Here is a 25,590-nt window from a genome sequence, read left to right on the forward strand (position 1 = left end):
GTGTGGGGCGCCCGGGTGGGGGTGCGTCGGCTCTCGTCTGCCCGTGACGACGTGAAACCAGCGCCTGTGGAGGGGCGAATTCGACAAATGCAGCCTCACGTCGAGTGAACGGTGGTAAAAGCCCAGGAAGGGAAATCCCGTGGCTGCATTTGTCGGATAACTCCCGCAGTGAGGGGTGTTACGGCGATGGGGGTGCGGCGTGGCGGAGGAGAGTCGGCGGGGCGGGGGTTGGGTTCGGCGGGGCGGCGGGGAGCCTGACCGCGGAAACACGAAACCCGCCCCGCCGACCGCAACGAGCGGACGGAGGGACGGGCTGCATCACCAGACGACCGACTTCTGCAGCCGACCGCCGGGGAGTACGAAGAGGCCGACCCGCGACGCGATGAACGTCGTCAAGCAACCTCCCGCCCAAGCCCGGAAAACCCCGGGCCCGGCGTGAAACTTAGGCCGAAGCCTTGGCGAAACGCTCCGCGACGTCATCCCAGTTGAAGACGTTCCAGACGGCCTTGACGTAGTCCGCCTTCACGTTCTTGTACTGCAGGTAGAAGGCGTGCTCCCACATGTCGAGCATCAGCAGCGGGGTCAGGTTCGCGGAGATGTTGCCCTGCTGGTCGGTCAGCTGCTCGACGACGAGGCGGCCGGCGACGTGGTCGTAACCCAGCACGGCCCAGCCGGAGCCCTGCAGGCCCAGCGCGGCGGCGGAGAAGTGATCCTTGAACTTCTCGAAGGAACCGAAGTCGCGGTTGATGGCCTCGGCGAGGTCACCGGTCGGCTCGCCGCCACCGTTCGGGGAAACGTTCTTCCAGAAGATGGAGTGGTTGGTGTGGCCACCCAGGTTGAACGCGAGGTCCTTGGAAAGCGCGGTGACGACGCCGGCGATGGAGCCGTCGTTGCGCGCGGCCTCCAGCTTCTCCAGGGCGGCGTTGGCGCCGTTGACGTAGTTCTGGTGGTGCTTGCTGTGGTGCAGCTCCATGATCTCGGCGGCGATGTGCGGCTCGAGGGCGTCGTAGGCGTAGTCCAGTTCCGGCAGCTCGTAAACGGCCATGGGTGAGTCCTCCTTGGAAAGTCGATTTAGCTTGTGACACCCGATGGTACCCATCCCGCCGAATTACGCAAGGAAAGTTATGCGTAATTCGCCGTGGGCGATAGGCGAACCATGTGATTCGGGCTTCGCGGCCGGGGCTGGCCGCCCGCGAGTGGCCCACGTCACCGGGCGCTCGTAAGCGACGGTACCCGCGTTCGCGGATTCGGGTCGGCCCGACCGTTCGAACATCCCCGTCGAGCGGCCATTTTCGGGCGTGCGCCACGTCGAACATCCCCGTCGCACGGCCCTTCCCGACGCGCGGGCCACCGAGTATCCTCGCGCCCATGACTGCATTCACGCCGACCGGCATCCTCGACGACGGCGGCCACGTCGTCGGCGAGCACCTGGTTTTGGGCACCCCGTACGGCGGGCCGTGGCCGGATGGGCATCAGGCGATGGTGGTGGCGGCCGGCTGTTTCTGGGGCGTCGAAAAGCTGCTGTGGAACGCGCCGGGCGTGTGGACGACCCTGCCGGGCTACGCGGGCGGGGCGACGATGCGGCCGTCGTACCGCGAGGTGTGCGGCGCGCGGACGGGGCACACGGAGTCGGTGCTGGCGGTGTTCGACCCGGAGCGGACGAGTTTCGCGCAGCTGCTGCGGCTGGTCCTGGAAAATCACGACCCCACCCAGGGCGACCGCCAGGGCAACGACATCGGCCCGCAGTACCGGTCGGCGGTGTTCCCGCTGAACGAGGAGCAGGCGCGCATCACGGCCGACACCCTCGAGGCCTACGCGCCGCGGCTGGCGCGGGCCGGGTTCGGGCCGATCACCACGGAGGTGACGCCGCTGGATCAGACGCCGACGGGCCGTTTTTGGGTCGCCGAGCCCTTCCATCGCGGCTATTTGGAGGCGAATCCCAACGGGTACTGCCCGGTCCATGCCACGGGCGTGACCTGCGGCTGAGCGGGCCCGGGGTTGCTCGTGCTTGACGACGGCCCGTCGTAACGCACTTACTTCGCGGGCTCGTCCCGCGGCGGGGTGGCGGAGGCGTCATCGCCGAGGCGCTTGGCGGCCTCATCCTGCACGCGGTCGATCTTGTCGGCGTACTTGCCGCCGGTGCGCTTGTCGATCTCGTCGCCGACCTTCTCGATGCCCTCGCGAATCTTGTCGGGGTTGTCGTCGATGAACTTCTTGGCCTTGTCGATGAGGCTCATGGTGGGTACCTTTCGTGGTCGTGCGCGGCCCGGGATCGCGGCGCCGTCGCGGATGCCCACATTGTCTCATGTACGCGACTTGTCTCTTGTATGCGGCGACGCCCGTCGCCCGGCCAATCGCCGGGAAACGGGCGTCTTTTCTGATGTGCGGCGTCGACCGCCGCCGGGCGTTCGGCCCGGAAGTTTTGCTACTCGTCGCCGCCGAGGTGCTTGCGGGCGGCGTCCTGGGCCTTGTCCACCTGCTCGGAGTGCTTGCCGCCGGTGCGCTCGTCGACGATGTCGCCGGCCTTGTCGATGCCCTGGTTCACCTTGTCCGGGTTGTCGTCGGCGAACTGCTTGGCCTTGTCGAAGATTCCCATGTGTCGCTTCCTTTCGTGGTCGTGGTGACCGCACGAGCTCGCAGGCCCGTCCAGCCCTCTGGACGTGAACCACGTTACGTACGCGGTAGCGTCAGCGCAGCCGTCGTAACCGGATTGTTGCCGAGGCGTGTCCTGCCCGTCGGGTCCCGTGATCCGGCCGTCACGCCTTCGGCGGGAGATTGCGCCGACCCCACTTCGCGATCCTCTTGAATCGCACGCCGCCCGCTCCCGCGCGGTCGTCGTCAAGCTCGAGGCCCAGGATCGCCGCCCACGCCGGCAACGCCTCCGCCTCATACCGGTGCCCGTGCCCGTCGCCCACGTCGACGCTGACCAGGCCATCGATGAGCACCTGCAGGAACGTCACCACCGGGAACCACCGCACCGCCGACAACACGTCCCGGCCCAGGCGCTCCCGCAGCCAATCCGGCCGCCGCCACGCCAGCGGATAATCCCACCACACGATCGGGTCCGACGCGTGCTGCAGATACGCCACCCGCGGATGCTCCCACTCGCCCAGCGGTTCGCCGCCGAACGTCTCCCACAGTTCCTGCGGGCGCGTGGCGAAGCGGATGTGCCGCCCGCCGTCGATGACCGGCGCAATCTCCGGCGAACCCGCGTCGCGCGTGTGGGTGAGCTCCTTCCACATCGGCGTGAACTGCGGCGTCCCCGTCCACAGGGCGCCGTCCACCGACGCGAGCATGTCCTCTGCGTCGTCGAACGCCCCGTTGCCGCCGAAACCGCCGAGCGACTCGCCCGCGATGAGCAGCTTCGGCCGGTCCCCCTCCGGCAGGCGCTCCCACTCCTCGCGGATGCGGCGGAACATCGCCCGACCGGCGGCCGGCGGCGTCTCGTGGTCGGCCAGCCACGCCACCGGCGACGGCAGATCCGAATACTGCAGCCCGATCTGCGCGCAGTTGCCGCCGGTGAAGAACTCCACCGCCATCAGGCTCCACGGCGGAATCCAGCCGGTGCCGGTGGTCACGTGCACCACCACGTGATCCCGTCGGAACGCCCCCGTGCGGTGCATCTCGCGGATGATGAGCTCCGTCTGCGACTTCAGCGACCGCCCGCGCACCTTGCCCGCGTAGATGCGGATCGGTTCCGTCACCTCGTGCGGCGCGCGTTTGGTCACCGCCGCGATGTCGCGTGCGCGCGGCCCGTCCGACACCATCGCCCGGCCCTGCGCGCCCAGCGCGTGCCACGGTTCCAGCGACCACGGGCTGCCCGAGCGTTCCGGTTCCCACGGTTGCGCGCGGCCCGGCAGCACCCGCATGTTCACGCGGTGCGCGTTGCGGTAGACGCGCTCGATGGTCCGGCGCACGACGAGCTTGTCGACGGCCAGCCCCAGGCCTCCGCCGACGACGATGCCGGCGGTCACGGGCGCGACGCCGCGGGGAACCCACGGGCGGATGACCCGGCGGAGCTGGTCGAAGGCGAACTCGGCGGCGAACGTCAGGCCTTGGGTGGTCAGGTACGCCGCCGACGCCAGGACGGTGCCGCCGAATTGCGCGCGGGCCGACGACAGCGCGTCCATGCCCACCAGGCCGCCGATGGACCGCTGGTGTTGGATGGACCGCCACCACACCGCGGCCGTCACCGCGGTCATCGAGCCGTGCCAGGCCAGTGCGATGGCCCTCTCCGTGCCGACCGACGGCGCGAACCGGCCGAGCTGGGTCCGGCGGATCCGCGCGTCGGCCAGGCGGTACCCGTAGCCGACGGCGACGCCCACGACGTGGCCGGCGAGCTGCGCGCCGAAGGACACCATCGCCGTCGATCCCCAGGGGCGGGGCATGAGCGACGGGCTGAACGCCGCCCACGACGCGATCTCCGCGCCAACGAGGCCGGGATTCGACGGGATGCCCAGCCATGGACGTGCGCTTCGGCGGATGGGCAACCCCGCACTCGCCGCGCGGGCGGTTTCGCGGGCGGCCGCCTCGCGCATGCGCGCCTCGCGGAGCCGCGTCACCGGCTTGAGGGCGCGAAGGAAATCCATGCTCTTCATATTGTCAGACGGAACAATGAATTTCCGTCGGCTCGGGGGCGAATCGGCCGTCGCGGTCGCCGAGCGGGACCGTCGTGCAGCGGTTACCGTGCGTGTGTCCGGGGTCACCGGCCACGCCCCTGGTGAAACCGGTGCCCGAACGGGCATAATCGGACTTAGGTACACAACCGTTGGGGCGAGAACGGACTTTTCGTCGCAGTGCAACCGCTGCCGCACAGCCAGCCGACGCGCCCCGGAAGGACGAAACCATGAAGGTCTCCGCCGGAAACAAGGTCGTGCTCATCGGTGCCGGCGACGTCGGAGTCGCATACGCCTACGCACTGGTCAACCAGGGCATCGTCGACCACCTCGCCATCATCGACATCGACGAACGCAAGACCGAGGGCAACGTCATGGACCTCAACCACGGCGTCGTCTGGGCCCCCTCCCGCACCAAGGTCACCCGCGGCACCTACGCCGACTGCGAGGACGCCGCCCTCGTCGTCTTGTGCGCCGGCGCGGCGCAGAAGCCGGGCGAAACCCGCCTGCAGCTGGTGGACAAGAACATGCGCATCTTCAAGTCCATCGTCGACGAGGTGATGGCCAGCGGGTTCGACGGCATCTTCCTCGTCGCCACCAACCCGGTCGACATCCTCAGCTACGCCACCTGGAAGTTCTCCGGCCTGCCCGCCCACCGCGTCATCGGTTCGGGCACCGTGCTCGACACCGCCCGCTTCCGCTACATGCTCGGCGAGTACTTCGACGTGTCGCCCATGAGCGTCCACGCGTACATCGTCGGCGAGCACGGCGACTCCGAACTGCCGGTCCTGTCGTCGGCGAACATCGCCGGCGTCGGGCTGCGCAGCAAGCTGGAGAGGAATCCCGAGCTTCACGACGAACTCGAGGAGATCTTCATCCGCACCCGCGACGCGGCCTACGAGATCATCGACGCGAAGGGCTCGACCTCGTACGGCATCGGCATGGGTCTGGCGCGCATCACTCGCGCGATCTTCCAGAACCAGGAAGTCGCCCTCCCCGTGTCGGCGCTGCTGCGCGGCGAGTACGGGCACGAGGACATGTACATCGGTACGCCCGCGATCGTGAACCGCAAGGGCATCCGCCGCGTCGTCGAACTCGAGCTCGACGATTACGAGGCCGAGCAGTTCGACAAGTCCGTCGCCACCCTCCGCGAGATCCAGGACCCGTTCTGGGAGAACGGCGAGTACGTCCCGCAGTAGCGGGCATGCCCCGCAGCGGGGTGCGCCTCGGAGTGCGGGTGGGCCGGGATGAAGGGGCGCACCCGCGAGACGGAGATCAGCGGCCGGGGACGAAGGGGATGGTCGCGACCGTCTCGTGCAACGGTCCGCCGGAACGGCCCTCGCCGAGACGTGAGCTGACCAGCTCGATCTCCGTGGCCGACCACGTCGGGCCCGCGTACACGCTCAGGGCGTGGACGACGTCGTGAAGCAACGTCGCGCCATCATGCCGTGCGGGGCGGGCGAGGTCGCGACCCGCACGGTCGCCGAACCGGCCGCGACGGCGATCCCCGGCCCACGCGCTCCGTCGGTGAGACCGGCGGTCATCGCGACGCCCGCCCTGCTCGCGGGCACGCAGACGCGCCACGGTGAGGTGGGCGCGACGACGTTCCGTTTGGTCGTCGGCCCGCGAGCCGCGGGAACCGGAGCGACGGGAACCGGAGCCGCCCGAAAGAACGGCGGACGGATCATCGGGGTCGGGATCGTCGTCGGCGGCGAAGGGATCGTGGGCGCAGGCGGCCATCAGGTGACGCAACGGCGCGACGTCGCCGCCGACGCCGATCCACAGCGTCCGCCCCGAGAAGCTGCCCGCCCCGCGCAGATGCAGGTCCAGTTCGGGCGGGGTCGGCGTGGTCGCCACGGCGGCGGCGATGTGCTCGGCCAGTTCGTCGACCGAACCGTCCGGACGTTCGCCGTAGAACGCCACGGTGAGATGCCACTGGTCGGGATCGGTCCACCTCAGCAGCGGGCCATTGTCGTCTCGAATCGGGCGCAGCGCCGTGACGAGGTGCTCCCGGACCTCCTCCGGCGGACGAATCGACGCGAACAATCTCATGCCGTCACCGTAGCCGCAGTGAGCGGAAGGTGAATTCTCGGTGAAACCTTGAAAGAAACGCCGTTTGAGGTGTCGCTTTCCCGGCGGCGCGGTCATGATTGACGCATACCGATCCGCCAGGCGAATTCCCGCGTCCGCTGATCGGTCGTCGCATCGGGGGTTCGGCGCCCCGCCGACGGCCGCGGAGGTGGGGGAGGAGAACCAGACCCATGCACCACGATGTCCGGCCCTTGATCGAGCAGCTCGACGATCTGATCGGGCAGCTCGACCGCGTCAGCGCCGACGCGGCGGACACGTTGGCGGGCGTGCACCCGGAGCACCGCGCCGGCGCCGAGAACCTGCTGCAGTACGCGCACCTGCGCACCATCGACATCCGGGAGCTGCAGAACGGGTTGCACGACCTCGGCGTGACCAGCCTGACCACCGCCGAGTCCGGCGTGTACGGGCGCCTGGTCATCGCGCGGGCGGTGCTGCGGGCGCTGATCGGCGAGGAGCTGGACACCGACGTCGACGCGATCATCGCGCGCGACGACTCCGCCGACGTCGCGCTCGACGCCAACTCGGATCGCCTGTTCGGCATCGAGCGCGAGGGCGTGCCGGCCCGGATCATGGTGACCCTGCCGTCGGAGGCCGCGGACGACGCCGAGCTGGTGCTCGGTTTCGCCGAGGCCGGGATGGACGTCGCCCGCATCAACTGCGCGCACGACGGCCCGGAGGCGTGGCGGAAGATGATCGCCAACGTCAACGACGCCGCGCAGAAGGTCGGCCGGGACATCGAGGTGTCCATGGATTTGGCGGGCCCGAAGATCCGCACCGGCGCCGTCGCCGATGGCCCGAAGGTCGGTCGCGCCCGAACCACCCGTGATGATGCGGGGACGGTGCTCACCCCGGCGAAGCTGTGGCTGACGCCGCGCGTGGTCGACCTCGGCGGTCCCGGTGGTCCGGAGGATCCGGACGAGTCGCGCGACGGCGCGGTGGCGTCGCTGCCCGCCCCGGTGCCCGCCGGTCTGCCCGGCCGTCCGGCCCTGCCGCTGACCGTCGACGCCGGATGGCTGGCGAACCTGGAGGTCGGCAGCGAAATCACCCTGCACGACAACCGCTCGGCCAAGCGCCATTTCACCGTCACCCACGTTGAGGACGGCGGCGTGCTCGCCGAGGGCAACCGCAACGCCTACATCGCCGACGGCACCCTGCTGCGCCACGACTACGAGAAGACCCGCGCCACGGGCGTGCCGCCGGTGACCCGCAAGCTGCGGTTCGAGGTGGGCGACGAGATGATCATCACCTCCGAGACCGTCGAGTCGGTGCCGCGGCAGGAAAGCGGCGAGGTGCCGCGCCTGTCGTGCACCCTGCCCGAAGCCGTCGCCGCGCTGCAGGTCGGCCAGCCCGTGCTTTTCGACGACGGCGCCATCGCCGCCGAGGTCGTCTCCGTGGGCGCCGCCGATGGGTCGGCCGACGTGGAGTCGGCGGATGCCGGGGACGTGGACGTCGTCAAGCACCACGAAGCCCGCCTGAAGGTCACCCGGGCCAAGCCGGGCGGCCAGAACCTGGCCGGCCACAAGGGCATCAACCTGCCCACCACCGACCTGCCGGTGCCCGCGCTGACCGAGGAAGACGCCGAGAATCTGCGCTTCGTAGCGGAAAACGCCAACGTGGCGGCGGTGAGCTTCATCCGCACGCCCGAGGACGTCGCACACGTCCTCGAGGAGCTGGAGACCATCGCCGCCGAGTACGAGGCCGCGGGCAACGCCGAGCTGGCCGAACGCTCCCGCAACCTGGGCATCGTGCTGAAGATCGAGACCATCCCGGCCTTCGAGAACCTCCCCGAAATCCTCGTCGCCGGCATGCGCCACGCCAACATGGGCATCATGATCGCCCGGGGCGACCTCGCCGTGGAACTCGGCTTCCAGCGCATGGGCGAAGTGCCCGGCCAGATCCTCGCGCTCGCGCAGGCCGCCCGCGTGCCCACCATCCTGGGCACCCAGGTCCTCGAATCGCTGGCCAAGTCCGGCCTGCCCGCCCGCGCCGAAATCACCGATGCCGCGTTCGCGCTGCGCGCCGAGTGCGTCATGCTGAACAAGGGCCCGCACATCACCGAAGCCATCGTCATCCTGGACGATTTGGCCAAGAAGATGGGCCGCTCGCAGCGCAAGAACCGCATCATGCTGCGCCGCATCCGCTCCTGGGACGGTGAAACGCGATGACCGGCGCAGTGAAGGGACCGGGCCCGGACCAGCGGGGCCCGGCAGCGCCGGGGCCGGGCAACCCGGGTCTGCACCGCAACGGCGAATGGGCAGGCGATTGGGGCGTGCCGCGCACCCCTCCGCCGCCGCCTGCGTTCGGCCGCGGGTCCGTGACCGGTCACATCAACCACGACGTGCCGGGCGGCTACGGGCAGGGGCCGCGACCCATCAGCGGTTCGATTCACCCGCGCGGTCCGGTGCCGGGGCCCGTGCCGGCGCCGATCCCGATGAGCGGCTTCACCCCGTACCAGGTGCCGCCGAAGCCCGAGCCGCAGGAGGTCGCGCGCCGTCGTGCGGCGGCCGCCCGGGCGTGGGCGGTGGCAACGGCCGGGCTGTTCGGTCTCGGGACGTTCGCCACGTGGGGCAGCTATCAGTCGCCGGCCGGCAGCGCGGTGCCGTCGCTGCTGCTCGGGCCGGTGTCGTCGTTGTTGTTCGTCGCCGCCGTCGTGGCCGCCGGCGTGCTCGGCGCGTACGGCATCGCGACGTTGCGTGCGTTGGCGGAGCGGGCGCGGCAGTGGCGGCCGCCGCTGGCGCGCAGCCCGAAGACCATCACCGCCATGCACCTGTGGCCCGGGCGCAACATCACCGGCCCGGTGGTCATTCTCGCGGAGACGGGCGTGCGCGGGCCCGGCAAGTGGGCGTGGTTCGTCTCCTGCGTGTTGTGGCCGTTGACGCTGGTGTCGGCGTTTCTGAGCACCACGGCGCTGGACGTGTTCCGCAGCGGCGTGCTGGCCACCATCGCGGCCATCGCGTCGGCGGCGGCGGTCGGGGCGTTGGCGCGGGCGTTGGCCCCGCCGGATCCGCGGCGCCTGGTGCCCGGCGCAGATGATGCGCTGGCCGCGGCGCTTGACGACGACGCCGACGCGGACGACGAAGACGTCGACCCGGAGGTGGCCGCCGAGCGCGCCGAGCGGCGGGCCCGGGCTCGCGCGGCGGCGGAGCCGTTCTGGTCGCGCGGCCTGATCACCGCGCAACGTTCGCGCACCCCGAAGACCATCACCCCGCCCATCGACGACGCGATCACGTCCCTGTACCGGGATGTGCACGAGGAGAAGCCCTGATGGAGATCATCGCCCACCGCGGAGCCTCCGGCGCCCACCCCGAACACACCATCGGCGCCTATGAGGCGGCCGTCGCCGAAGGGGCCGACGGCGTCGAGTGCGACATCCGCCTCACCGCCGACGGTCACCTGATCTGCATGCACGACCGCACCCTGAACCGCACCACCGACGGTTCCGGCGCGGTCGGCGCGACGACGCTGGAGCAGATCCGCCGTCTCAACGCCGGCACGTGGGAGAAGCCGCAGCCGGTGCTGGAGTTCGACACGTTCCTCGAGTTCGCCGTTGCCAACCCGGAGATCGGACTGTTCATCGAGACCAAGCACCCCGTGTCCACCGGCCTGCGCACCGAGCGCGTGCTGCGGGAGCGTCTCCGCCACTTCGGCCTGGACCGCGACCCGCGGACCAGGATCATCAGCTTCGCGGCCCGGTCCATCAACGCCGTCGGCGAGATGCTGCCGGACCTGGAGCGCATCCAGCTGGTGAAGGCCCCGGGCGCCCGCACCGCCATGCAGCGCTACCTCGGCGGCCCCACCGCGATGGGCGTGGACATGTACGGCGCCCGCCGCGACCCGATGGGCATGATGTCGTGGAACCTGCCGCTGTACTGCTGGCTGGCCAAGACCGACGTCGACGTCACCTACGCCAAGGCGCGGGGCATCGACTGGCTGGCCACCGACTGGCCCGCCCGCGCCCGCAAGGCACTGGATTCCATGCCGCGCGTCGGCGGTTTCGACGCCGCCACCACCGCCGCGATGACCTCCGGCATGGGCGAACGCGAGGCCCGCGCCGCCCGGGCGGAACGCGCCCACCGGGCCGCCGACCTCATCGCCGCCCAGGACACCGCCACCGCCGAAGCGCAGGGCACCCCGCTCAGCGATTTCGGGGCGGACGACTCGTCGCCGGAGGTGCTGCTCGCCCAGCGCGACACCGGCCTGCGCCCCGAGGACGCCGTCGACTTCGACCGCGATTCCCTGCGGCCGGAGGACGTCACGCGGACCGTCGCAAAGCCGGGGACCGGAACCTCCCACTGACCCGGGCCCGCACCACCGCCCCGGCCGCCGCTGCAAGTATGTTGGGGCCGTGGGAAAAAAGTCTCGTAAGAACCGTGCCGCATCCGACGTCAACGTGCCCGAGGGGATGAGCCGCCGCCAGGCCAAGCTCGCCGCCCGTGCCGCCGAACGCGAACGCCTCGCCGGAAACCCCCGGCCGTTCGCCGGATTCGACGCCGAAGCCGATCTCGTCGCCCTGCGCGAGTTCGCCCCGTCGGCCACCGTGCCCGCCGAGGTCGCCGGCGCCAAGCGCCCGATCCACCTGTGCACCGTGCTTCCGGGCGGCATCGCCGCGCTGACCCGGGCCACCTCCGAGGGCGGCGCCGCCTACGTGGCCATGCAGACCCAGTCGCGTTCCAACGACGCCGCCGCCGACCTGGCCCGCGCCCTCGAATGGGCCCGCAACGCCGACGACGGGCAGCAGTTCGACAGCGCCGTCGACGGCACCGACGGCGGTGCGCTCGGCGACATCCTCACCGGCGTCACGCTCGACGAGCTCGAGGTGCACCAGGACTTCGAATGGTGGATCCCCGCCGGCGTCGAACGCACCCAGCTGGTGCAGCAGAACCTCGCCGTCGCCAACGACTCGATCATGCCGTCGCACCGCCTCGACCTCGACGTCCCCGGCGCCGTGTGGTGGATCGACCCGGGCGAGCGCGCGCACATCCGCTGGATTCGCCGCGAGGACGAGCGGCAGTTGCTCGACGCCCTGGCCCGCGTCCACGCCGCCGACCGGTTGAGCATGGGCGAGGGCACCAAGTTCGCCGGCGTGTTCCGCACCGACGGCGTCCTCGTGCCGGTCTGGGACCTGGACAACACCGTCGCCCACGACTCGTGGGGCGAGGTCATCGCCGACGCCGCCGCGCGGATCGAGAAGGCGCTGGCCTCCGACGCGCCGCTGACCGCCGACGAGCGGAAGTCCCGCGACACCATCGTGTCGCGTCAGGTCACCATCCGGTAGGCCACGTCGGGCCACGTCCGGCCGAACCGCTCCGCCCCCGCCTACTTCAATTCGTCGAAGAAGGCGGGGGCCGCCGCGTCATCCCACAGCAGGACGTTGCCGGCGTGCCCGGTGTCCATGGTCCCGGCGGTGGGGACGGTCTCGGATTCGGTGCCCAGCGCCATCCGCAGCATCAGCCATCCGAGGTGCCAGACGTGGTCGCCGGAGTCGACGGTGAGGGCCTTGGCGCCCGTGGAGCCGAGGCGATACCAGCGCCAGGGGTTGAGCCACACGGCGGGGGAGGAGACGCGGTCGACCATCGCACCCATGAATTCGCGCTGACGGGCGACGCGGTCGAGGTCGCCTTGGGCGGTGGCGCGGGTGCGGACGTAGCCGAGGCCGGTGGCGCCGTCGAATTTCTGGCAGCCGGCGTCGATGTCGAGGCCGGCGAGGGGGTCTTGGATGGCCTCGGTGGGGCACATTTCGATGCCGCCCATGGCGTCGACGATGGAGGCGAATCCGCCGAAGCCGATTTCGGCGTAGTGGTCGATGCGGATGCCGGTGTTGTGCTCGATGGTTTCGGCGAGGAGTCGGGCGCCGCCGAAGGAGTAGGCGGCGTTGATCTTGTTTTGCCCGTACCCGGGGATGTCGACGTAGGAGTCGCGGGGCAGCGACACCAGGCGGCCCTTTCCGACGAGGGGGAAGTGGGCGATCATGATGGTGTCGGTGCGTTGGCCGAAGTCGCCGGCGCCGGTGGCGAGGTTGGCGGCGTCTTCGTCGGTGAGTCCGTCGCGGGAGTCGGAGCCGACGATGAGCCAGTTGCTGGCCATGGTTCGTCCGGGGCGGTCTCCGTCGGGGAATGCGTCGACGCGGTTGAGGTTGAAGTCGACCCACATTGCGCCGGCGCCGGCGACGAGGAGCAGCACCAGCAGGAACGATTTGATGGTGAAGCCGAGGTTGCGGGGCCTGCGGTTGCGGGGGCGGCGGTCGGGTCGGCGTCCGTCGTCCAGTGCTTTGCGACGTCCACGTCCACGCCTTCGGGCTGCGTCGTCGCGGCCGTCGTAATCGTCGAGCCGGCGCGTGCGATCGCCGCGGGGCCGGTCGGGGTGGTCGGCGTAGCCGCGGTCGGGGTCGTAGCCGCGGGGCGGGAAGCGGGGATCGTCCTGGCCCCGGTAGAGGGGGCGGTCGCCGCGGAGATCGTCGGGCCGCTGGAACACCCGGGTGTCGGAGGAGCGGGGACGGCGTGGCGGCGCATCGGAAGGGGCGGGGCGCCGGCGGGGTTCGGCGTGACGGCCCTCGCCGGGGCGCAGGCCCCGTTCGCGCAGGCGGCGCAGCTCCTCGACGTCGGCCCGGGTCAGGTATCCCTCGGGAGTGCGCGGACGCCCGGAGAAGCGTTGCCCCCGGTCATCGGCCGGGGAAGCATCGCGGCGCGGCTGCGCCGACCGCCGGTAAATGGGACGGCCGTACCTGTCGCGCAGGGGCTTGCCGTCGCGGCCGCGCACGATCTCGCGGTCGTCGCGGGGCTGATCGCTTCCATCCATGGCTAAAGACAATAGGGCAGGTCGGGGATGGGGGATAACGGGCGCCGGGACGCGATTATCCTGTACCCATGTTCGCGAAACGCTCCGAAACCGGGTGGGAACGCCCGGCCGCGAAAGCCGCAGACGCCACCCACGTCAAGGCCCGCCCCGGTGCGCCCGCCGGGTTCTTCGCCCTCGAAGCCGCCGGCCTGCGATGGCTGAAGGAGCCCGAAGCCGACGGCGGAGCGCGGGTCGTCGACGTCGTCGAGGTGGGCCGCAACAAGCTGGTTCTGCGCAAAATCTCGGCGGGGCGGGCGTCGGCGCGCAAGGCGCGGGAGTTCGGCGAAGCCCTCGCCCGCACGCACGACGCCGGAGCCCCCGCATTCGGCGCGCCGCCCGAGGGGTGGGAACGCGACGGCTGGTTCGGGCCGCTCGACGACCCCCGGACCATGCGACTGACGCCGCGCACGCGATTCGGGCAATTCTGGGCCCACGACCGCATCGCCCCCGCCGTCGCCGAACTCGCCCGGCGCCCCGGCTGTTACGCGCCGTCGGAACTGGCCGTGTTCGAGCGGCTCATCGAGAAGCTGCTCGACGGCGAGTTCGACGACGACGAAGCCCCCGCCCGCGTTCACGGCGACCTGTGGTGGGGCAACCTGATGTGGGATGACGCCGGGGCGATCCTCATCGACCCCGCCGCGCACGGAGGACACCGCGAGGAGGACCTGGCGATGCTCGGGATGTTCGGGACGCCGCACCTCGACGACATCATCGCCGGCTACGAGTCGGTTCACCCGCTGCCGGGCCGCGAGGAACGGGCGCCGCTGCACCGCCTCTATGCGGTGCTCATGCATGCGGTGCTTTTCGGCGGCGGGTACGCGGGGCAGGCGCTGAACATCGCGAAACGGTACGCGTAGCCCGGCGCAGGCCCGCGGCGCACGTACCGTTGGGGCATGCACGCCCACGATGACGTCATCTATCTCGTTGCGCCGACGGGCCACCCGAATTTCGGCGACGAGTACATCGCCGCGGCCTGGCTGCGCACCCTGGCGCGGCGTCGCCCGCGGTCGCGCGTCGTGCTGGATTGCCCTGATCCGGGGATGGTCGGGGTGCTGCATGCGGGGCTGCACCCGCGGCTGACCGTGACGGACACGCTGTTCCGCCTGGCCGAGGCCGCCCGCCACGGCATTCCGGAGGGCGACCGGCATTGGGCGGATGCGGCGCGCCGGGCGGAGGAGGCGGCGGTCGACCATCGCGTCCTCGGCACCGTCGCACCGCACCTGGAGGCCGGGCTGGGTCTGCTGCGCTCGGCGTCGACGATTCACGCCCTCGGCGGCGGCTGGGTCAACGACATCTGGCCCGACAAGTCGGTGGTCCTCGCCGCGGCGTCGGCCGTCGCGGAGCAATCGCGGGCCGCCCGCGGGGGTCGGGGCGCGGTGCGGCTGCTGGCCACGGGCATGGGGTTGGCGCCGGCGGGGCTTTACGACGAGTCGATGCACCGCATCTGGCCCCGCTTCGACCTCATCGACGTGCGCGACGAGGCGTCGGAATCCATCGCGCGGGCCGCGGTCGGCGGTGATGGTGCGGAGGCTTCGGGGGCCGCCACCCGCATTACGTACTCGGGCGATGACGCGTGGGTGGTGCTCGCCTCCGGCGACCTGGAGGACAACGGCCTCGGTGCGGGGGAGGGCACGCCGGGCCGGGCGCGGCCGATCGTGTTGTGCCTGCAGGGTGATCTGCTCGCGGGCCGTGACGCCGAGGGCGGGACCGACGAGTCCCGTGAGTCCCACGAGTCCGGCGATAACTCCGTGGCCGAGGCCCCTGTCACCGAGGACTCCGCGGCCGCCCTCGCCGACGCCGTGATCGATGTGTTGCGCGGTTGGGAGGTCGACGGGCGCCCGGTGTCCGGTCGCGATATCGCGGTGGTCGAGGCGATTCCGCACGTCGATGTGCGGGTGTGGCACCGGATCGAGCATCGTGCCCCGGATCTGGCCGAGGGGGCGCACGTGGTGCGTTTCGCGGAGTTGTGGGATCGGGGCCTGCCGGCGCGGCCGGGCCAGCGGTGGTTGACCACGCGTTTTCATCCGCATCTCATTGCGGCGGCGCGCGGCGCGTCGGGTGTGGCGCTGGACGTGCACGTGCACGGCTACTACTCCGTCAAGCATGGGTCGGTGGTGGCGGCTGGCAGCCGGTGGCCGGTGGTTTCGCTTGACGACGTCGCGGTCGCCGAGCCCGGCCCGGGGATCTCGGACGCGGCGGTGGAGAGCAACCGGGTGGCGAAGGCCGCGACGGTCGAGGTGGCGTATCCGGTTCATCCGGTCGTCGAAGGGTTGACCAAGGCCGCGGTGACGGTGCGTCGTGCGGGCAGGGCGTTGCAGGAGCGGATTCGAGGCGCAATCGACGACCACTCCTGAGGCGCATGTGACGCATGTGAAACATGAGGTCAGGGGCCATTTGCGGGTTTTGCGTACCGTTACCGGGCCGTGATGAAGCGGCGTTTAGTGAGCGGCATTCACCCGGGGGGATGTGATCTTTTCGTTATCTGACGGCGTTTTCGCACGTGCCGGTTGGTTTCTGCGGCGGGCACATTTCGGCGGGGGTGGTCGAATTTTCACGGTTCCGCGCAGAAGGTGGACATGTCCCCGGCTCGACCCTACGGTGATCACGACTTGATAACGGGGCGGTTACGAACCGTCCTTCACGACATGCTCCTCAACGATCAGAAAGTCAACTCATGGGTTACACCGGACGTCACCGCAAGGTCAGCTCCCTGAAGATCGCCAAGCGCAACATCGCGATGATCGCCGCCTTCGCGGGCATCGCCACCGCCGGCAGCGTTCCCGCCGCGGGCGCCGCCCCGATGCCCGGCGTCGGCTCGATCGTGCAGGACGTCGTCGACGGCGCCTTCAACACCGACATGGCCCCGGCCGCCGTGGCCAACACCGTCGTGCGCCCCGCGGCCGGCGAGCTGACGTCCGGCTACGGCCCGCGCTGGGGTCGCATGCACAACGGCATCGACATCGCCAACGCCGTCGGCACCCCGATCTACGCCGTCATGTCCGGCACCGTGATCGATTCCGGACCGGCCTCCGGCTTCGGCAACTGGATCCGCATCCGCCACAACGACGGCTCCGTGTCCGTCTACGGTCACATGGAAACCCTGAGCGTCAGCGTCGGCCAGACCGTTGGCGCCGGTGAGTACATCGCGGGCATGGGCAACCGCGGCCACTCCACCGGCTCGCACCTGCACTTCGAGATTCACCCCGACGGCAGCACCCCGGTCGACCCGGAGCCGTGGTTCGCCGAGCACGGCATCTACTTCTAGGGTCCGACTACTTCTGGAGCCCGACTACTTCCGGGGCCCGGTCGGCCGCCATCGGGATACGGGAGTCAGACCAGCGACTCCAGCCACGGCGCCACCAGCGGGTATCCGGTAAACGCCACGGCGTCGATGAGGAAATGCGCGATGACCAGCGGCCACACGCGTCCGGTGCGCAGGAACCACGCGGCGAAGACGACGCCCATCACGACGTTGCCGACCCCCGCGCCCACGCCCTGATACAGGTGGTACGCCCCGCGCAGCAGGGCCGACGCCGCGATGATCGATGCGACGGTTCTGCGCGTCAGGCGGGCGTCGTCATGCAAATCCCCGCCCCACAACTGCCGCAACCGCACCACCAGCCAGCCGACGACGACGAACTCTTCTGCGACCGCATTCGCCGCGGCCCAACCCAGCAGCGGCACGACGGTGACGGCGGTGACGCCCATCGCCGCCGGATCGATCGGCCTGCCGAATCCCGCCGCGACGCCGAGGACGTACAACGCCAGCCCGGGGATGCCGATCAGCGCCGCCAGGCCCGCGCCCCACGCCCAATCACCGGCGCGCATGCGGCCGGGCATGGACCGGATGCCGTCGGCGCGCAGCAGGTACCACGCCAGACCGCCCCACGCGAGCAGTCCGACGATGCGGACCAGATGCAGCGCGCCGTTGAACCACGGGTCATCCGCCAGCGCATCGTTGAGCGACACCGGCTGATCCCGCAGCGAACCCCCGACCAGGGCGCCGATGAGCCGCACGATCGCGCTGAGGGCCGAAGTGCCGAACGTCACGGCCAGCACGACCAGGATCTCCGCTTTGAGCCGGCGCGGCGTTGGCGTGCGGTTGCCGCGTGACGACGCCTCCGTCATCGCGCCACGCCGTTGTCCCGGCGGCGCCCGGAGAGCCCCCGGCGTCGGTCGGCCAGGTCGCGTTCGATGGAGTGAAGATCGGCCAGCGGGTCCACCAGGTCGGCGGCCAGACGCAGCAGCGTGGCCGCGTCGCAGTGCACCGCCCCGAGGTGAACCGACGCCCCGGAGCCGCCGAAGGGCACCGACAGCCCCGCCCAGCCGGTGAGGTTCCACAGCGACAGCCACGGAGTCCACTCGGTCTGCGCCAGGAAGTTGTCCTGCGGCTCCATCGCGGCGAAATGCCCGATCGGCGGCGGATCGAACGCGAGCGTCGGAGTGACCACCGCATCGACGTCCCATCGGTTACGGATCGCCGCGCCCAATCCCAACCGCGTGCGGTGGTGTCCGGCGGCGACGTCATCGGAGACGATCGAGCCGCGCTCGCGGATCCACCGGACCATCGACGAGAAATCGTCGTCCGGCAACCGCGACGCGAAATACGTCATGACCTCTGTGAACGTATGGAAAACATCCGGGCCCTCCGGCGGATACGGCGCGGGGACCTCCACGACCTCGTGCCCGGCGTCGGACAGGCGGTCCGCGGCGGCCAGCGCGGCATCGCGCCAATGCCGCGCCACGGCGACCTCGGCATGGAACGGCGCCACCGTCACCCCGATGCGCAGGTGGCCGGTGCGCGGTCCGGCCACCCGTCCAGCGTCGTCGCGAGTCGGCGACTGCGACGGGGAGGGCAGGTTGGCCAGGAGGGCGGCGTCGTCAAGCGAACGCGTCAGAAAACCGGCCGTGGCCAAACGCCCCCCGAGGATGTCGTGCGCTGGCTTCAAACCCACCAGCCCGCACGAGGCCGCCGGAACGCGAATGGAACCGCCGCCGTCGGATCCCAACGCCGCCGCCACCGCACCCGACGCCACCGCCACGGCGGAACCACCCGACGACCCGCCCGGCGTGCGCCCGGGACGCAGCGGATTGTCCGGCGCGGGCAGGTCCGTCGGCTCGGTGTAGGCCGTCGCACCCATCTCCGACGTCGCCGTCGTGGCGGGAATCGTCGCACCGCGGGCCAGCAGGCGAACCACCGGATCCGCCGTGTGCTCCGCGGTCCGCGCCAACCGGGACGACCCGAGGGTGCAGGTCACCCCGCTGATCGGGTACAGATCCTTGACGGCGACGGGCAGACCGGTCAGGCGGCGGGCGTCGTCGCGCGAACCCGGCCCGGACGCGCGCTGCGCGGAAGGGTCGCGCAGCCGCCGGTCCACCGCAGCCGCCGTTACCTCCGCCAGATTCGACGTCAACGTGGCCACGCCCGTGTCCTCCGGGCGGCCCACCAGGGCGTCGACCGCCCGCGACGCCAATTCGGTCGCCGACTCCTCGCCCGCCGTCACCGCCGCGACGATGCTCCCGGCGCTGCGGGCGGCACCGCGGCCGGCGTTGGTGACGGGGGGTTCGACGATCATGGGGCGAAAGTCTATCCGCACACTTAGGCTGGTGGGCATGACCACCGTGACCTACCTGGGCCCCGCCGGAACCTTCACCGAGGCGGCCCTGCTGGCGATGGCCCGCCGCGGCGAAATCGACCCCGCCGGCGAGAGCGCCGTCGACACCGTGCCCGTCGACAGCCCCGGCGCCGCGCTGGCCGCCGTGCGCAGGGGCGACGCCGACTTCGCCTGCGTGGCCATCGAAAACAGCGTCGACGGTGCCGTGACCCCCACGTTCGACGCCCTGGCGCTGGGCCCGGAGCTGCAGATCTACCGCGAAACCGAAATCGGCGTGGAGTTCTCCATTCTCGTCCGCCCCGGCACGGATCCGGCGTCGGTGAAAAGCTTCGCCACCCACCCCGTCGCCTACCCGCAGGTCAAGCAGTGGGTCGACGCGAATCTGCCCGGCGTGGAGGTGCACTCGGCATCCTCGAACGCAGCGGCCGCCCACCTCGTCGCCGACGGCGTCCACGACGCCTGCGCCGCGCCCGCCCGGGCCGGGGAGCTGCTGGGCCTGGCGGCCATCGCCGAGGGCGTCGCCGACGTCCGCGGCGCCCGCACCCGATTCGTGCTTGTCGGGCGCCCCGGCGTGCCCACCCCGCGCACCGGCGTCGACCGCACCAGCGTCTGCTTCACCCTGCGCAACGAGCCCGGCTCGCTCATGCGCGCGATGAACGAATTCGCCGTGCGCGACATCAACCTCACCCGCATCGAATCCCGGCCGACGCGAGAATTGATGGGCACCTACCGGTTCCACATCGACGTCGCCGGGCACATCGACGATCCGGCGGTGGCATCGGCCCTGGCGGCGCTGCACCTGCGGGCCGCCGACCTGCGCTTCCTCGGTTCGTGGCCCGCCGCGCAGGGAACCTCGAGCATCGACGTCGGACCGCCGGACGTCGCCGACGCGCTGGCCTGGGTGGCCGAACTGAAGGAAGGGAAGCGACGATGACCACGTTCGACGGCAACTTCGCCGCAGGAGAGGACCACTCGCTCGACGAGTCGGTGGGGCGGGCGCACCGCGGCCGGGACCGGCTGATCCTCATCCGCCACGGTCAGACCCACGCCAACATCGCCCGGATCCTGGACACCGCGCTGCCGGGCGCCCCGCTGACCGACCAGGGCATCATCCAGTCGCGGCGCCTGGGCCGGGTGCTGCTGCCGTCGTGGGACCGGCTGACGGAGATCGTCACCTCCCATGCGCTGCGCGCCCGCCAGACCGGCGCAGGAGCGGTGGCCGGGCTGCATCACCTGGCGGGCCCGGGCGTGCGCCTGCGCCACGAGGCCGGGTTGCACGAGGTCCAGGCCGGAGAGATCGAGGGCCGCAGCGACTTCGACGCCCACCGCCGCTTCATGGAGGTCTTCCACGCCTGGCTCCACGGCGACGCCGCCGCGAAGATCCCCGACGGAGAATCCGCCGACGACGTCCTCTCCCGCTACCTGCCGGTGCTGCGGAAACTGGTCGCCGAAGGCCACGATTCCGCCGACGCCGCCGGTTCGGCCGACGCCGGCCGCAACATCGCCGTGGTGAGCCACGGTGCGGCGATCCGCCTGATCGCGCAGCATTTGTCGGGCATCGACGGCCAGTTCGTCTTCGACAACCCCCTGCCCAACGCCGCGCGCGTGGAACTGGTGCGCGACGTCGACGCCGGCGACGGCGACGAGGTCGGCTCCTGGACGCTGGCCCGCTGGGGCGAATTGCACCACGAACCCGAGGAGCAGTAGGCCGCGCCGCTTTCCCCCGGCGCCGCCTACCCGTAGCCGAGCCGGTCGAGGTCGTCTTCGTCCATGCCGAAAAAGTGCCCCACCTCGTGGAGGACCGTGATGCGGATCTGCTCCACCAGCATCGACTCCGAGGCGCAATAGTCGAGCAGCGCCTCACGGTAGATGTGGATGCAATCCGGCGGCCCCCAATGGTTCGCCTGGCGCTCCGTCAGGGGCACTCCCTCGTACAGGCCCAAAAGATCCGGCGTCTCGGGGTTGCGGGCCGCGACGAGGATGACCACGTTGCCCATCAGATCCAGGAACTGGTCGGGGATGAGGTCGATGGCCTCGTCGACGAGCTCGTCGAAACGCTCTTCGGAAACGTCGATCACGGTGTCACCTCTTCTGCGATCCATCGGCCGACCGGGGCACGCGCGGATCGTCGTCAAGCACGACCGGCCCGCCCCGCACCGGCCTAGTATCCCGTTGCCCCGGACCCGTCCACGGTGCCCGTCGGCGCACCCGCACCCGGCGCGGTCTGCTGCGGCGGATCGCCCTCCTCGCGCAGCGGATTGCGCGGCGGCGGGTCGACCTTCGGCTCCCCGTTGATGGTGAACTCGCCCTTCGCCGACCCCGCCAACGACGCGAAACCGTCCTGGCCGTTGTCCTTCATCAACCAGCAGTTCACCGAATGCGTGCCGGCCTCGTAGGCCTCGGGGGCGATGCTCATCCAAAACGGAAGCAACGTCGACTGGTACAGGGCCTCCTCGCCGCCCAGGTACTCCTCGGCGGCGGCAACGCAGGCCTCGTTGAGGTGCTCGTTCTGCTCCTCGATGGTGGGAGTGCGGTCGGGGAAAGTGTCGCGCAGGTCGAACACGCCGACGGCCTCGAGCAGATGCGGCTCCGCACAGTCGACGGGCAGCAGACCGCCGGAATCGTCGAGGGCGACGCATTCGCCGACGTCGACGACGTTGGCCTGATCGGCCTCCTTGACCCGGCCCGAAACCTGGGTGGGCGAACCGTCCGGCGCGGTGGGCTGCAGGCCGCACAGCATGGTGCGGTCGCCCTCGGCCCACGACGTGCTGGGCGGCAGGATCGGGGCGGGCACGAATCGGCCCGACGGGTCGAGCTTGCCGTCCATGTACGCGACGACGGGATCCTGGCAGACCCAGTCGCGCAGCTGCAGGAGGGCGTCCTGGTCGGGTTCGGGGGCGTCGTCGCCGAAATCGCCGATCCACGCTTCGACGTTGCGCAGGTCGACGCGGTCGGCCACTTCGAAGCGGTGCTCCTGCTTGCAGTCGACGACGACGAAGTTGCTCACCGTGCCGTCGTCGGCGATGTCCCAGGTGAGGCAGTCGCCGACGTTGGCGTTGGTGAACGCCGCCGCGTCGACGTCCTCGACCGTGGTGTCGCTTTTCACGCCGGTCGACTCCGGCTCGGGGGCGTCGAAGGGGCTCTGCCACCAGGCGGTCAGTCCGGCGCCGACGAGCATCGCCACGGAGGTGACCCGCAGGCCCCACCCGTCGCGCATGCCGTTTTTGATACGTCGCTCAGCCATCCCCTTCATTGTGCATCACTCGGGTACCCGGGCAGGCACCGCTATGCTCTCCGCCATGCTCGTTTCGCCCCTGATTTCCCGTCCGTCCCCCACTTTCGGGGTGTCGTGGGCCCCCGGCCGCGGTTGCCGTGCGGTCGCCGGCGTCGCCGCGGGACGGCGCGCGCGATGAACTGGGCTGCGTTGACGGCGATGCTGGGACTCCATATCGCGGGCATGACGTCGCCGGGGCCGGATATTTTCCTGATCCTGCGGATGGCCACGCGGTCGTGCAAGCATGCGTTGGCGGCGGTGGCGGGCGTCGTCACGGGGGCGACGATGTGGGTGACGCTGACGGTGGTGGGCGTGGCCGCGGTGCTGGCGTCGCAGCCGGCGTTGATGGGCGGCATCCAGCTGGTCGGTGGCGCGTACCTGGCGTACATGGGCGTGCGGATGCTCGTCGGGGGCGTCCGCGGCATCCGCGAAGTGCAGGCCGGTGGCGTGGCGGCGGTCGGCGTGGCGCCGTTGGGCAGCCTCGGCGGGGCGTACCGACAGGGACTGCTGACGAATCTGTCCAACCCGAAGATCGTCCTTTTCTTCGCGGCGGTGCTGTCGCAGTTCATGCCGGTCGGCGCGCCGTGGTGGGTGCAGGTGGTCTACATCGCGGCGCTGGTGATCACGTCGGTGCTGTGGTTCGGGCTGATCGCCGTCACGGTGTCGACGGAGCCGGTGGTGCGCCGCATGGTGTCGGCGGGACCGTGGATCGATCTGGTGGCGGGCGTCGTTTTCGCCGTGATGGGCGTTTCCTTCGTCTGGCAGGGCTTGACGACGCTGACCTGATCGCAGTCGGCCGATGGCTCCCCGGCACGCCCCGGGCACGGGGCCGGAGACGGGGGAGGGGCCGTCGCAAAGCAGCCTTTCCCCGGTTGCCGGTGAACGCCGACCTCCTCCGGGTACCCTGGGCACGTGATCGATCTGAAATTCCTCCGCGACAATCCCGACGTCGTCCGCGAATCGCAGCGCACCCGCGGCGAAGACCCCGCCCTCGTCGACGAGCTGCTCGACGCCGACGCCCGCCGCCGCGACGCCATCGCCAACGCCGACGCGCTGCGCGCCGAGCACAAGGGATTCGGCAAGAAGATCGGCGCCGCCTCCAAGGAAGAGCGCCCCGCCCTGCTGGAGGAGGCCAAGGCGTTCTCCGGCCGCGTCAAGGACGCCGAAAACGAGCAGCGCGAAGCCGAGGCCGCCGTCCACGAGCTGCAGATGAAGCTCGGCAACATCGTCGCCGGCGCCCCGGCGGGCGGCGAAGACGACTACATCGTCCTCGAGCACGTCGGCGAGGTCCCCGAGTTCGACTTCGAGCCGAAGGACCACCTCGACCTCGGCGAATCGCTCGGACTGATCGACATGGAGCGCGGCGCGAAGGTGTCCGGCTCCCGCTTCTACTTCCTCACCGGCGCCGGCGCGATGCTGCAGCTCGGCCTGCTCAACCTGGCGGCCCAGAAGGCCACCGAGCACGGCTTCCAGCTGATGATCCCGCCCGTGCTCGTCCGCCCCGAAACCATGGCCGGCACCGGCTTCCTCGGCGCGCACGCCGACGAGGTCTACCGCCTCGAAGAGGACGACCTTTACCTGGTTGGCACCTCCGAGGTCGCCCTCGCCGGTTACCACGCCGACGAGATCATCGACCTGTCCGACGGCCCCATCCGCTACGCCGGTTGGTCGTCCTGCTTCCGTCGCGAAGCCGGGTCCTACGGCAAGGACACCCGCGGGATCCTCCGAGTCCACCAGTTCGACAAGGTGGAGATGTTCTCCTACTGCAAGCCGGAGGACGCCGAGGCCGAGCACCGGAAGCTGCTGGAGATGGAGCGCGACATGCTCGCCGCCGTCGAGGTGCCGTACCGCATCATCGACGTCGCCGGCGGCGACCTCGGCTCGTCGGCCGCCCGCAAGTTCGACACCGAGGCGTGGGTGCCGACGCAGAACACCTACCGCGAGCTGACGTCGACGTCGAACTGCACCACCTTCCAGGCCCGACGCCTGAAGACCCGCTACCGCGACGACAACGGCGGCACCCAGTTCTGCGCCACCCTCAACGGCACGCTGGCCACCACCCGCTGGCTCGTGGCCATCCTGGAGAACAACCAGCGCGCCGACGGGTCCGTCGTCGTGCCCGAGGCGCTGCGCCCGTTCGTCGGCCGCGACGTCCTCGAGCCGGTGGCCAACCCGAAGAAGAAGGGCTGACGAATGGCGTTCGACGCGTCCAACTACACGAAGATCCGGGGGTTCGCCGTCCCGAAGTCCTTTCGCCCGGCCCCGCTGACCGATGAGGCGAAGGAGGTGCTCTACGGGCGGATCACCCTGCCCGTCGCCATCGCCTACATGCGCTTCCAGGGCCTGGACATCACCGTCGACGGCGCGGAGCACATGCCCGTCGACGGCGGCGCGATGGTCGCGGTGAATCACACCGGGTACTTCGACTTCGTCTACGCGGGGATCCCGGCGTTCCTCAACGGCCGCCGCCTGATCCGCTTCATGGCGAAGAAGGAGATCTTCGACAACAAGTACGCCGGCCCCCTGATGCGCGCGATGAAGCACATCGAGGTCGATCGTCTCGCCGGTCGCGGCGCCTACGAGGAGGCGGTGCGCCGACTGCGCGCCGGTGCCCTGGTGGGCATTTTCCCGGAGGCCACGATCTCGCGGTCCTTCGAAATCAAGGGGTTCAAGACCGGTGCCGCACGCCTGGCGGACGAGGCCGAGGTGCCTTTGGTCCCGGTGACGATCTTCGGTTCGCAGCGGGTGTGGACCAAGGGTCACAAGAAGAACCTCGGCCGCGTCAACGTTCCCATCTGGATTCGCGTCGGCGAGCCGATCCGCACCACCGGCGATGCCGCCGCGGACACCGCGAGGCTTCACGACGCCATGGTCGAGCAGTTGGCCGCCCTGCGGGCCGATTACATCGAGCGGTACGGGGACGAGCCCGGCGCCTACTGGTTGCCCGCCTCGCTCGGCGGTTCCGCGCCGACGCTGGAGGAGGCCGACGAGATGGACGAGAAGGAGCGGTTGGAGCGCATCGCCAAGCGCGACGCGAAACTCGCCCGGGAGGGCAAGCGGCCCGGCGGCGACGGCGACGCGGGCGACGGCACCGCCCCCGAACCCCGGGAGCGCTGACCCGACGTGACCACCGAGGTTCCCCGTGGCTCCGACGCGGCCG

The 25,590-nt window shown here is 70.6% G+C and carries 24 protein-coding genes; 14 read left to right on the forward strand and 10 right to left on the reverse strand.

What is annotated here, in order from left to right:
• Window positions 1-442: 442 nt before the first annotated feature.
• A complete protein-coding gene (locus HMPREF3121_RS07720) occupies window positions 443-1,045 on the reverse strand; it encodes a superoxide dismutase (RefSeq protein ID WP_070521827.1) in 603 nt (200 codons plus the stop codon).
• Between the two features lie 323 nt (window positions 1,046-1,368).
• Between HMPREF3121_RS07720 and msrA the strand changes: the two genes are divergently transcribed.
• Window positions 1,369-1,986, forward strand: coding sequence for a peptide-methionine (S)-S-oxide reductase MsrA (gene msrA / locus HMPREF3121_RS07725; RefSeq protein ID WP_070521830.1), 618 nt, complete (start codon window positions 1,369-1,371; stop codon window positions 1,984-1,986).
• A gap of 47 nt (window positions 1,987-2,033) precedes the next feature.
• Here the strand turns inward: msrA and HMPREF3121_RS07730 are convergent, their stop codons facing one another.
• The 3 genes from HMPREF3121_RS07730 to HMPREF3121_RS07735 form a co-directional block, all read right to left on the reverse strand.
• Window positions 2,034-2,237, reverse strand: a complete 204-nt coding sequence (locus HMPREF3121_RS07730; RefSeq protein ID WP_070521833.1) for an antitoxin — start codon at window positions 2,235-2,237, stop codon at window positions 2,034-2,036.
• 188 nt (window positions 2,238-2,425) lie between these two features.
• Window positions 2,426-2,596 carry an antitoxin gene (locus HMPREF3121_RS12220; RefSeq protein WP_083291475.1) on the reverse strand — a complete coding sequence of 57 codons (171 nt, stop codon included), beginning with the start codon at window positions 2,594-2,596 and terminating at the stop codon, window positions 2,426-2,428.
• A gap of 160 nt (window positions 2,597-2,756) precedes the next feature.
• The gene (locus tag HMPREF3121_RS07735; RefSeq protein WP_224370765.1) at window positions 2,757-4,589 is read right to left on the reverse strand and encodes an alpha/beta-hydrolase family protein; all 1,833 of its coding nucleotides are present in this window, start codon (window positions 4,587-4,589) and stop codon (window positions 2,757-2,759) included.
• Between the two features lie 257 nt (window positions 4,590-4,846).
• On the opposite strand from HMPREF3121_RS07735, the gene HMPREF3121_RS07740 reads away from it, so the two are divergent.
• Window positions 4,847-5,815, forward strand: coding sequence for an L-lactate dehydrogenase (locus HMPREF3121_RS07740; protein ID WP_070521836.1), 969 nt, complete (start codon window positions 4,847-4,849; stop codon window positions 5,813-5,815).
• Window positions 5,816-5,891: 76 nt separating this feature from the next.
• Here HMPREF3121_RS07740 and HMPREF3121_RS12900 read toward each other — a convergent pair whose 3' ends face one another.
• Entirely contained in the window at window positions 5,892-6,668 is a 777-nt protein-coding gene (locus tag HMPREF3121_RS12900; RefSeq protein WP_070521838.1) for a 2'-5' RNA ligase family protein, read from the reverse strand.
• Window positions 6,669-6,877: 209 nt separating this feature from the next.
• Here HMPREF3121_RS12900 and HMPREF3121_RS07750 point away from each other — a divergent pair, with 209 nt between their 5' ends.
• The 4 genes from HMPREF3121_RS07750 to HMPREF3121_RS07765 are packed head-to-tail and all read left to right on the forward strand — an operon-like array spanning window position 6,878 to window position 11,982.
• Window positions 6,878-8,872: a pyruvate kinase gene (locus HMPREF3121_RS07750; RefSeq protein ID WP_070521841.1), complete on the forward strand. Its 1,995-nt coding sequence runs from the start codon at window positions 6,878-6,880 to the stop codon at window positions 8,870-8,872.
• Window positions 8,869-9,972, forward strand: coding sequence for a hypothetical protein (locus HMPREF3121_RS07755; protein WP_070521844.1), 1,104 nt, complete (start codon window positions 8,869-8,871; stop codon window positions 9,970-9,972). The genes HMPREF3121_RS07750 and HMPREF3121_RS07755 overlap by 4 nt, the downstream gene beginning before the upstream one ends.
• On the forward strand, window positions 9,972-11,003 hold the full coding sequence (locus tag HMPREF3121_RS07760; protein ID WP_070521847.1) for a glycerophosphodiester phosphodiesterase: 1,032 nt from the start codon (window positions 9,972-9,974) through the stop codon (window positions 11,001-11,003). The genes HMPREF3121_RS07755 and HMPREF3121_RS07760 overlap by 1 nt, the downstream gene beginning before the upstream one ends.
• 49 nt (window positions 11,004-11,052) lie before the next feature.
• Window positions 11,053-11,982 (forward strand): DUF5926 family protein, encoded by a 930-nt coding sequence (locus HMPREF3121_RS07765; protein ID WP_070521850.1) that lies wholly within the window; start codon window positions 11,053-11,055, stop codon window positions 11,980-11,982.
• Window positions 11,983-12,023: 41 nt separating this feature from the next.
• On the opposite strand, the gene HMPREF3121_RS12630 is transcribed toward HMPREF3121_RS07765, so the two are convergent.
• Window positions 12,024-13,502 carry an LCP family protein gene (locus tag HMPREF3121_RS12630; RefSeq protein WP_168161388.1) on the reverse strand — a complete coding sequence of 493 codons (1,479 nt, stop codon included), beginning with the start codon at window positions 13,500-13,502 and terminating at the stop codon, window positions 12,024-12,026.
• 68 nt (window positions 13,503-13,570) lie between these two features.
• Here HMPREF3121_RS12630 and HMPREF3121_RS07775 point away from each other — a divergent pair, with 68 nt between their 5' ends.
• The 3 genes from HMPREF3121_RS07775 to HMPREF3121_RS07785 all read left to right on the forward strand — a co-directional run bounded on the left by HMPREF3121_RS07775 (window position 13,571) and on the right by HMPREF3121_RS07785 (window position 16,806).
• The gene (locus HMPREF3121_RS07775) at window positions 13,571-14,398 is read left to right on the forward strand and encodes a fructosamine kinase family protein (RefSeq protein WP_070521853.1); all 828 of its coding nucleotides are present in this window, start codon (window positions 13,571-13,573) and stop codon (window positions 14,396-14,398) included.
• A 36-nt stretch (window positions 14,399-14,434) separates the two neighbouring features.
• Window positions 14,435-15,895, forward strand: coding sequence for a hypothetical protein (locus HMPREF3121_RS07780; protein WP_070521856.1), 1,461 nt, complete (start codon window positions 14,435-14,437; stop codon window positions 15,893-15,895).
• A 320-nt stretch (window positions 15,896-16,215) separates the two neighbouring features.
• Window positions 16,216-16,806, forward strand: a complete 591-nt coding sequence (locus HMPREF3121_RS07785; protein ID WP_070521859.1) for a M23 family metallopeptidase — start codon at window positions 16,216-16,218, stop codon at window positions 16,804-16,806.
• Between the two features lie 65 nt (window positions 16,807-16,871).
• Here HMPREF3121_RS07785 and HMPREF3121_RS07790 read toward each other — a convergent pair whose 3' ends face one another.
• Both HMPREF3121_RS07790 and HMPREF3121_RS07795 read right to left on the reverse strand, forming a co-directional pair.
• A complete protein-coding gene (locus tag HMPREF3121_RS07790) occupies window positions 16,872-17,669 on the reverse strand; it encodes a CPBP family intramembrane glutamic endopeptidase (protein ID WP_070521862.1) in 798 nt (265 codons plus the stop codon).
• Window positions 17,666-19,117 (reverse strand): amidase family protein, encoded by a 1,452-nt coding sequence (locus tag HMPREF3121_RS07795; protein WP_070521865.1) that lies wholly within the window; start codon window positions 19,115-19,117, stop codon window positions 17,666-17,668. The genes HMPREF3121_RS07790 and HMPREF3121_RS07795 overlap by 4 nt, the downstream gene beginning before the upstream one ends.
• Before the next feature lie 37 nt (window positions 19,118-19,154).
• Between HMPREF3121_RS07795 and pheA the strand changes: the two genes are divergently transcribed.
• Complete coding sequence (gene pheA / locus HMPREF3121_RS07800) at window positions 19,155-20,090, forward strand: prephenate dehydratase (RefSeq protein WP_070521913.1); 936 nt, start codon at window positions 19,155-19,157, stop codon at window positions 20,088-20,090.
• Window positions 20,087-20,863 (forward strand): histidine phosphatase family protein, encoded by a 777-nt coding sequence (locus HMPREF3121_RS07805; protein WP_141743038.1) that lies wholly within the window; start codon window positions 20,087-20,089, stop codon window positions 20,861-20,863. Before pheA ends, HMPREF3121_RS07805 begins: the two co-directional genes overlap by 4 nt.
• A gap of 26 nt (window positions 20,864-20,889) precedes the next feature.
• Here the strand turns inward: HMPREF3121_RS07805 and HMPREF3121_RS07810 are convergent, their stop codons facing one another.
• Window positions 20,890-21,234 (reverse strand): metallopeptidase family protein, encoded by a 345-nt coding sequence (locus HMPREF3121_RS07810; protein WP_070521868.1) that lies wholly within the window; start codon window positions 21,232-21,234, stop codon window positions 20,890-20,892.
• An 83-nt stretch (window positions 21,235-21,317) separates the two neighbouring features.
• On the reverse strand, window positions 21,318-22,400 hold the full coding sequence (locus tag HMPREF3121_RS07815; RefSeq protein ID WP_070521871.1) for a septum formation family protein: 1,083 nt from the start codon (window positions 22,398-22,400) through the stop codon (window positions 21,318-21,320).
• A gap of 189 nt (window positions 22,401-22,589) precedes the next feature.
• Here HMPREF3121_RS07815 and HMPREF3121_RS07820 point away from each other — a divergent pair, with 189 nt between their 5' ends.
• The 3 genes from HMPREF3121_RS07820 to HMPREF3121_RS07830 all read left to right on the forward strand — a co-directional run bounded on the left by HMPREF3121_RS07820 (window position 22,590) and on the right by HMPREF3121_RS07830 (window position 25,547).
• Complete coding sequence (locus HMPREF3121_RS07820) at window positions 22,590-23,216, forward strand: LysE family translocator (protein WP_246816106.1); 627 nt, start codon at window positions 22,590-22,592, stop codon at window positions 23,214-23,216.
• Between the two features lie 126 nt (window positions 23,217-23,342).
• A complete protein-coding gene (gene serS / locus HMPREF3121_RS07825) occupies window positions 23,343-24,620 on the forward strand; it encodes a serine--tRNA ligase (protein ID WP_070521876.1) in 1,278 nt (425 codons plus the stop codon).
• Between the two features lie 3 nt (window positions 24,621-24,623).
• Window positions 24,624-25,547, forward strand: a complete 924-nt coding sequence (locus HMPREF3121_RS07830; RefSeq protein WP_070521879.1) for a lysophospholipid acyltransferase family protein — start codon at window positions 24,624-24,626, stop codon at window positions 25,545-25,547.
• The last annotated feature ends 43 nt before the right edge of the window (window positions 25,548-25,590 follow it).

This window comes from Corynebacterium sp. HMSC11E11, assembly GCF_001807025.1.
GTDB classification, from domain to species: domain Bacteria; phylum Actinomycetota; class Actinomycetes; order Mycobacteriales; family Mycobacteriaceae; genus Corynebacterium; species Corynebacterium freneyi.

Bases quoted from the DNA above. Each gene is read 5' to 3' on its own strand.
- pheA (WP_070521913.1), top strand. From the start codon at position 19,155: ATGACCACCGTGACCTACCTGGGCCCCGCCGGAACCTTCACCGAGGCG.
- HMPREF3121_RS07740 (WP_070521836.1), top strand. From the start codon at position 4,847: ATGAAGGTCTCCGCCGGAAACAAGGTCGTGCTCATCGGTGCCGGCGAC.
- HMPREF3121_RS07815 (WP_070521871.1), bottom strand. From the start codon at position 22,400: ATGGCTGAGCGACGTATCAAAAACGGCATGCGCGACGGGTGGGGCCTG.
- HMPREF3121_RS12220 (WP_083291475.1), bottom strand. From the start codon at position 2,596: ATGGGAATCTTCGACAAGGCCAAGCAGTTCGCCGACGACAACCCGGAC.
- HMPREF3121_RS07795 (WP_070521865.1), bottom strand. From the start codon at position 19,117: ATGATCGTCGAACCCCCCGTCACCAACGCCGGCCGCGGTGCCGCCCGC.
- HMPREF3121_RS07790 (WP_070521862.1), bottom strand. From the start codon at position 17,669: ATGACGGAGGCGTCGTCACGCGGCAACCGCACGCCAACGCCGCGCCGG.
- HMPREF3121_RS07780 (WP_070521856.1), top strand. From the start codon at position 14,435: ATGCACGCCCACGATGACGTCATCTATCTCGTTGCGCCGACGGGCCAC.
- HMPREF3121_RS07775 (WP_070521853.1), top strand. From the start codon at position 13,571: ATGTTCGCGAAACGCTCCGAAACCGGGTGGGAACGCCCGGCCGCGAAA.
- HMPREF3121_RS07820 (WP_246816106.1), top strand. From the start codon at position 22,590: ATGCTGGGACTCCATATCGCGGGCATGACGTCGCCGGGGCCGGATATT.
- HMPREF3121_RS07785 (WP_070521859.1), top strand. From the start codon at position 16,216: ATGGGTTACACCGGACGTCACCGCAAGGTCAGCTCCCTGAAGATCGCC.
- HMPREF3121_RS07735 (WP_224370765.1), bottom strand. From the start codon at position 4,589: ATGGATTTCCTTCGCGCCCTCAAGCCGGTGACGCGGCTCCGCGAGGCG.
- HMPREF3121_RS12900 (WP_070521838.1), bottom strand. From the start codon at position 6,668: ATGAGATTGTTCGCGTCGATTCGTCCGCCGGAGGAGGTCCGGGAGCAC.
- HMPREF3121_RS07720 (WP_070521827.1), bottom strand. From the start codon at position 1,045: ATGGCCGTTTACGAGCTGCCGGAACTGGACTACGCCTACGACGCCCTC.
- msrA (WP_070521830.1), top strand. From the start codon at position 1,369: ATGACTGCATTCACGCCGACCGGCATCCTCGACGACGGCGGCCACGTC.
- HMPREF3121_RS12630 (WP_168161388.1), bottom strand. From the start codon at position 13,502: ATGGATGGAAGCGATCAGCCCCGCGACGACCGCGAGATCGTGCGCGGC.
- HMPREF3121_RS07805 (WP_141743038.1), top strand. From the start codon at position 20,087: ATGACCACGTTCGACGGCAACTTCGCCGCAGGAGAGGACCACTCGCTC.
- HMPREF3121_RS07730 (WP_070521833.1), bottom strand. From the start codon at position 2,237: ATGAGCCTCATCGACAAGGCCAAGAAGTTCATCGACGACAACCCCGAC.
- HMPREF3121_RS07750 (WP_070521841.1), top strand. From the start codon at position 6,878: ATGCACCACGATGTCCGGCCCTTGATCGAGCAGCTCGACGATCTGATC.
- HMPREF3121_RS07760 (WP_070521847.1), top strand. From the start codon at position 9,972: ATGGAGATCATCGCCCACCGCGGAGCCTCCGGCGCCCACCCCGAACAC.
- HMPREF3121_RS07830 (WP_070521879.1), top strand. From the start codon at position 24,624: ATGGCGTTCGACGCGTCCAACTACACGAAGATCCGGGGGTTCGCCGTC.
- HMPREF3121_RS07755 (WP_070521844.1), top strand. From the start codon at position 8,869: ATGACCGGCGCAGTGAAGGGACCGGGCCCGGACCAGCGGGGCCCGGCA.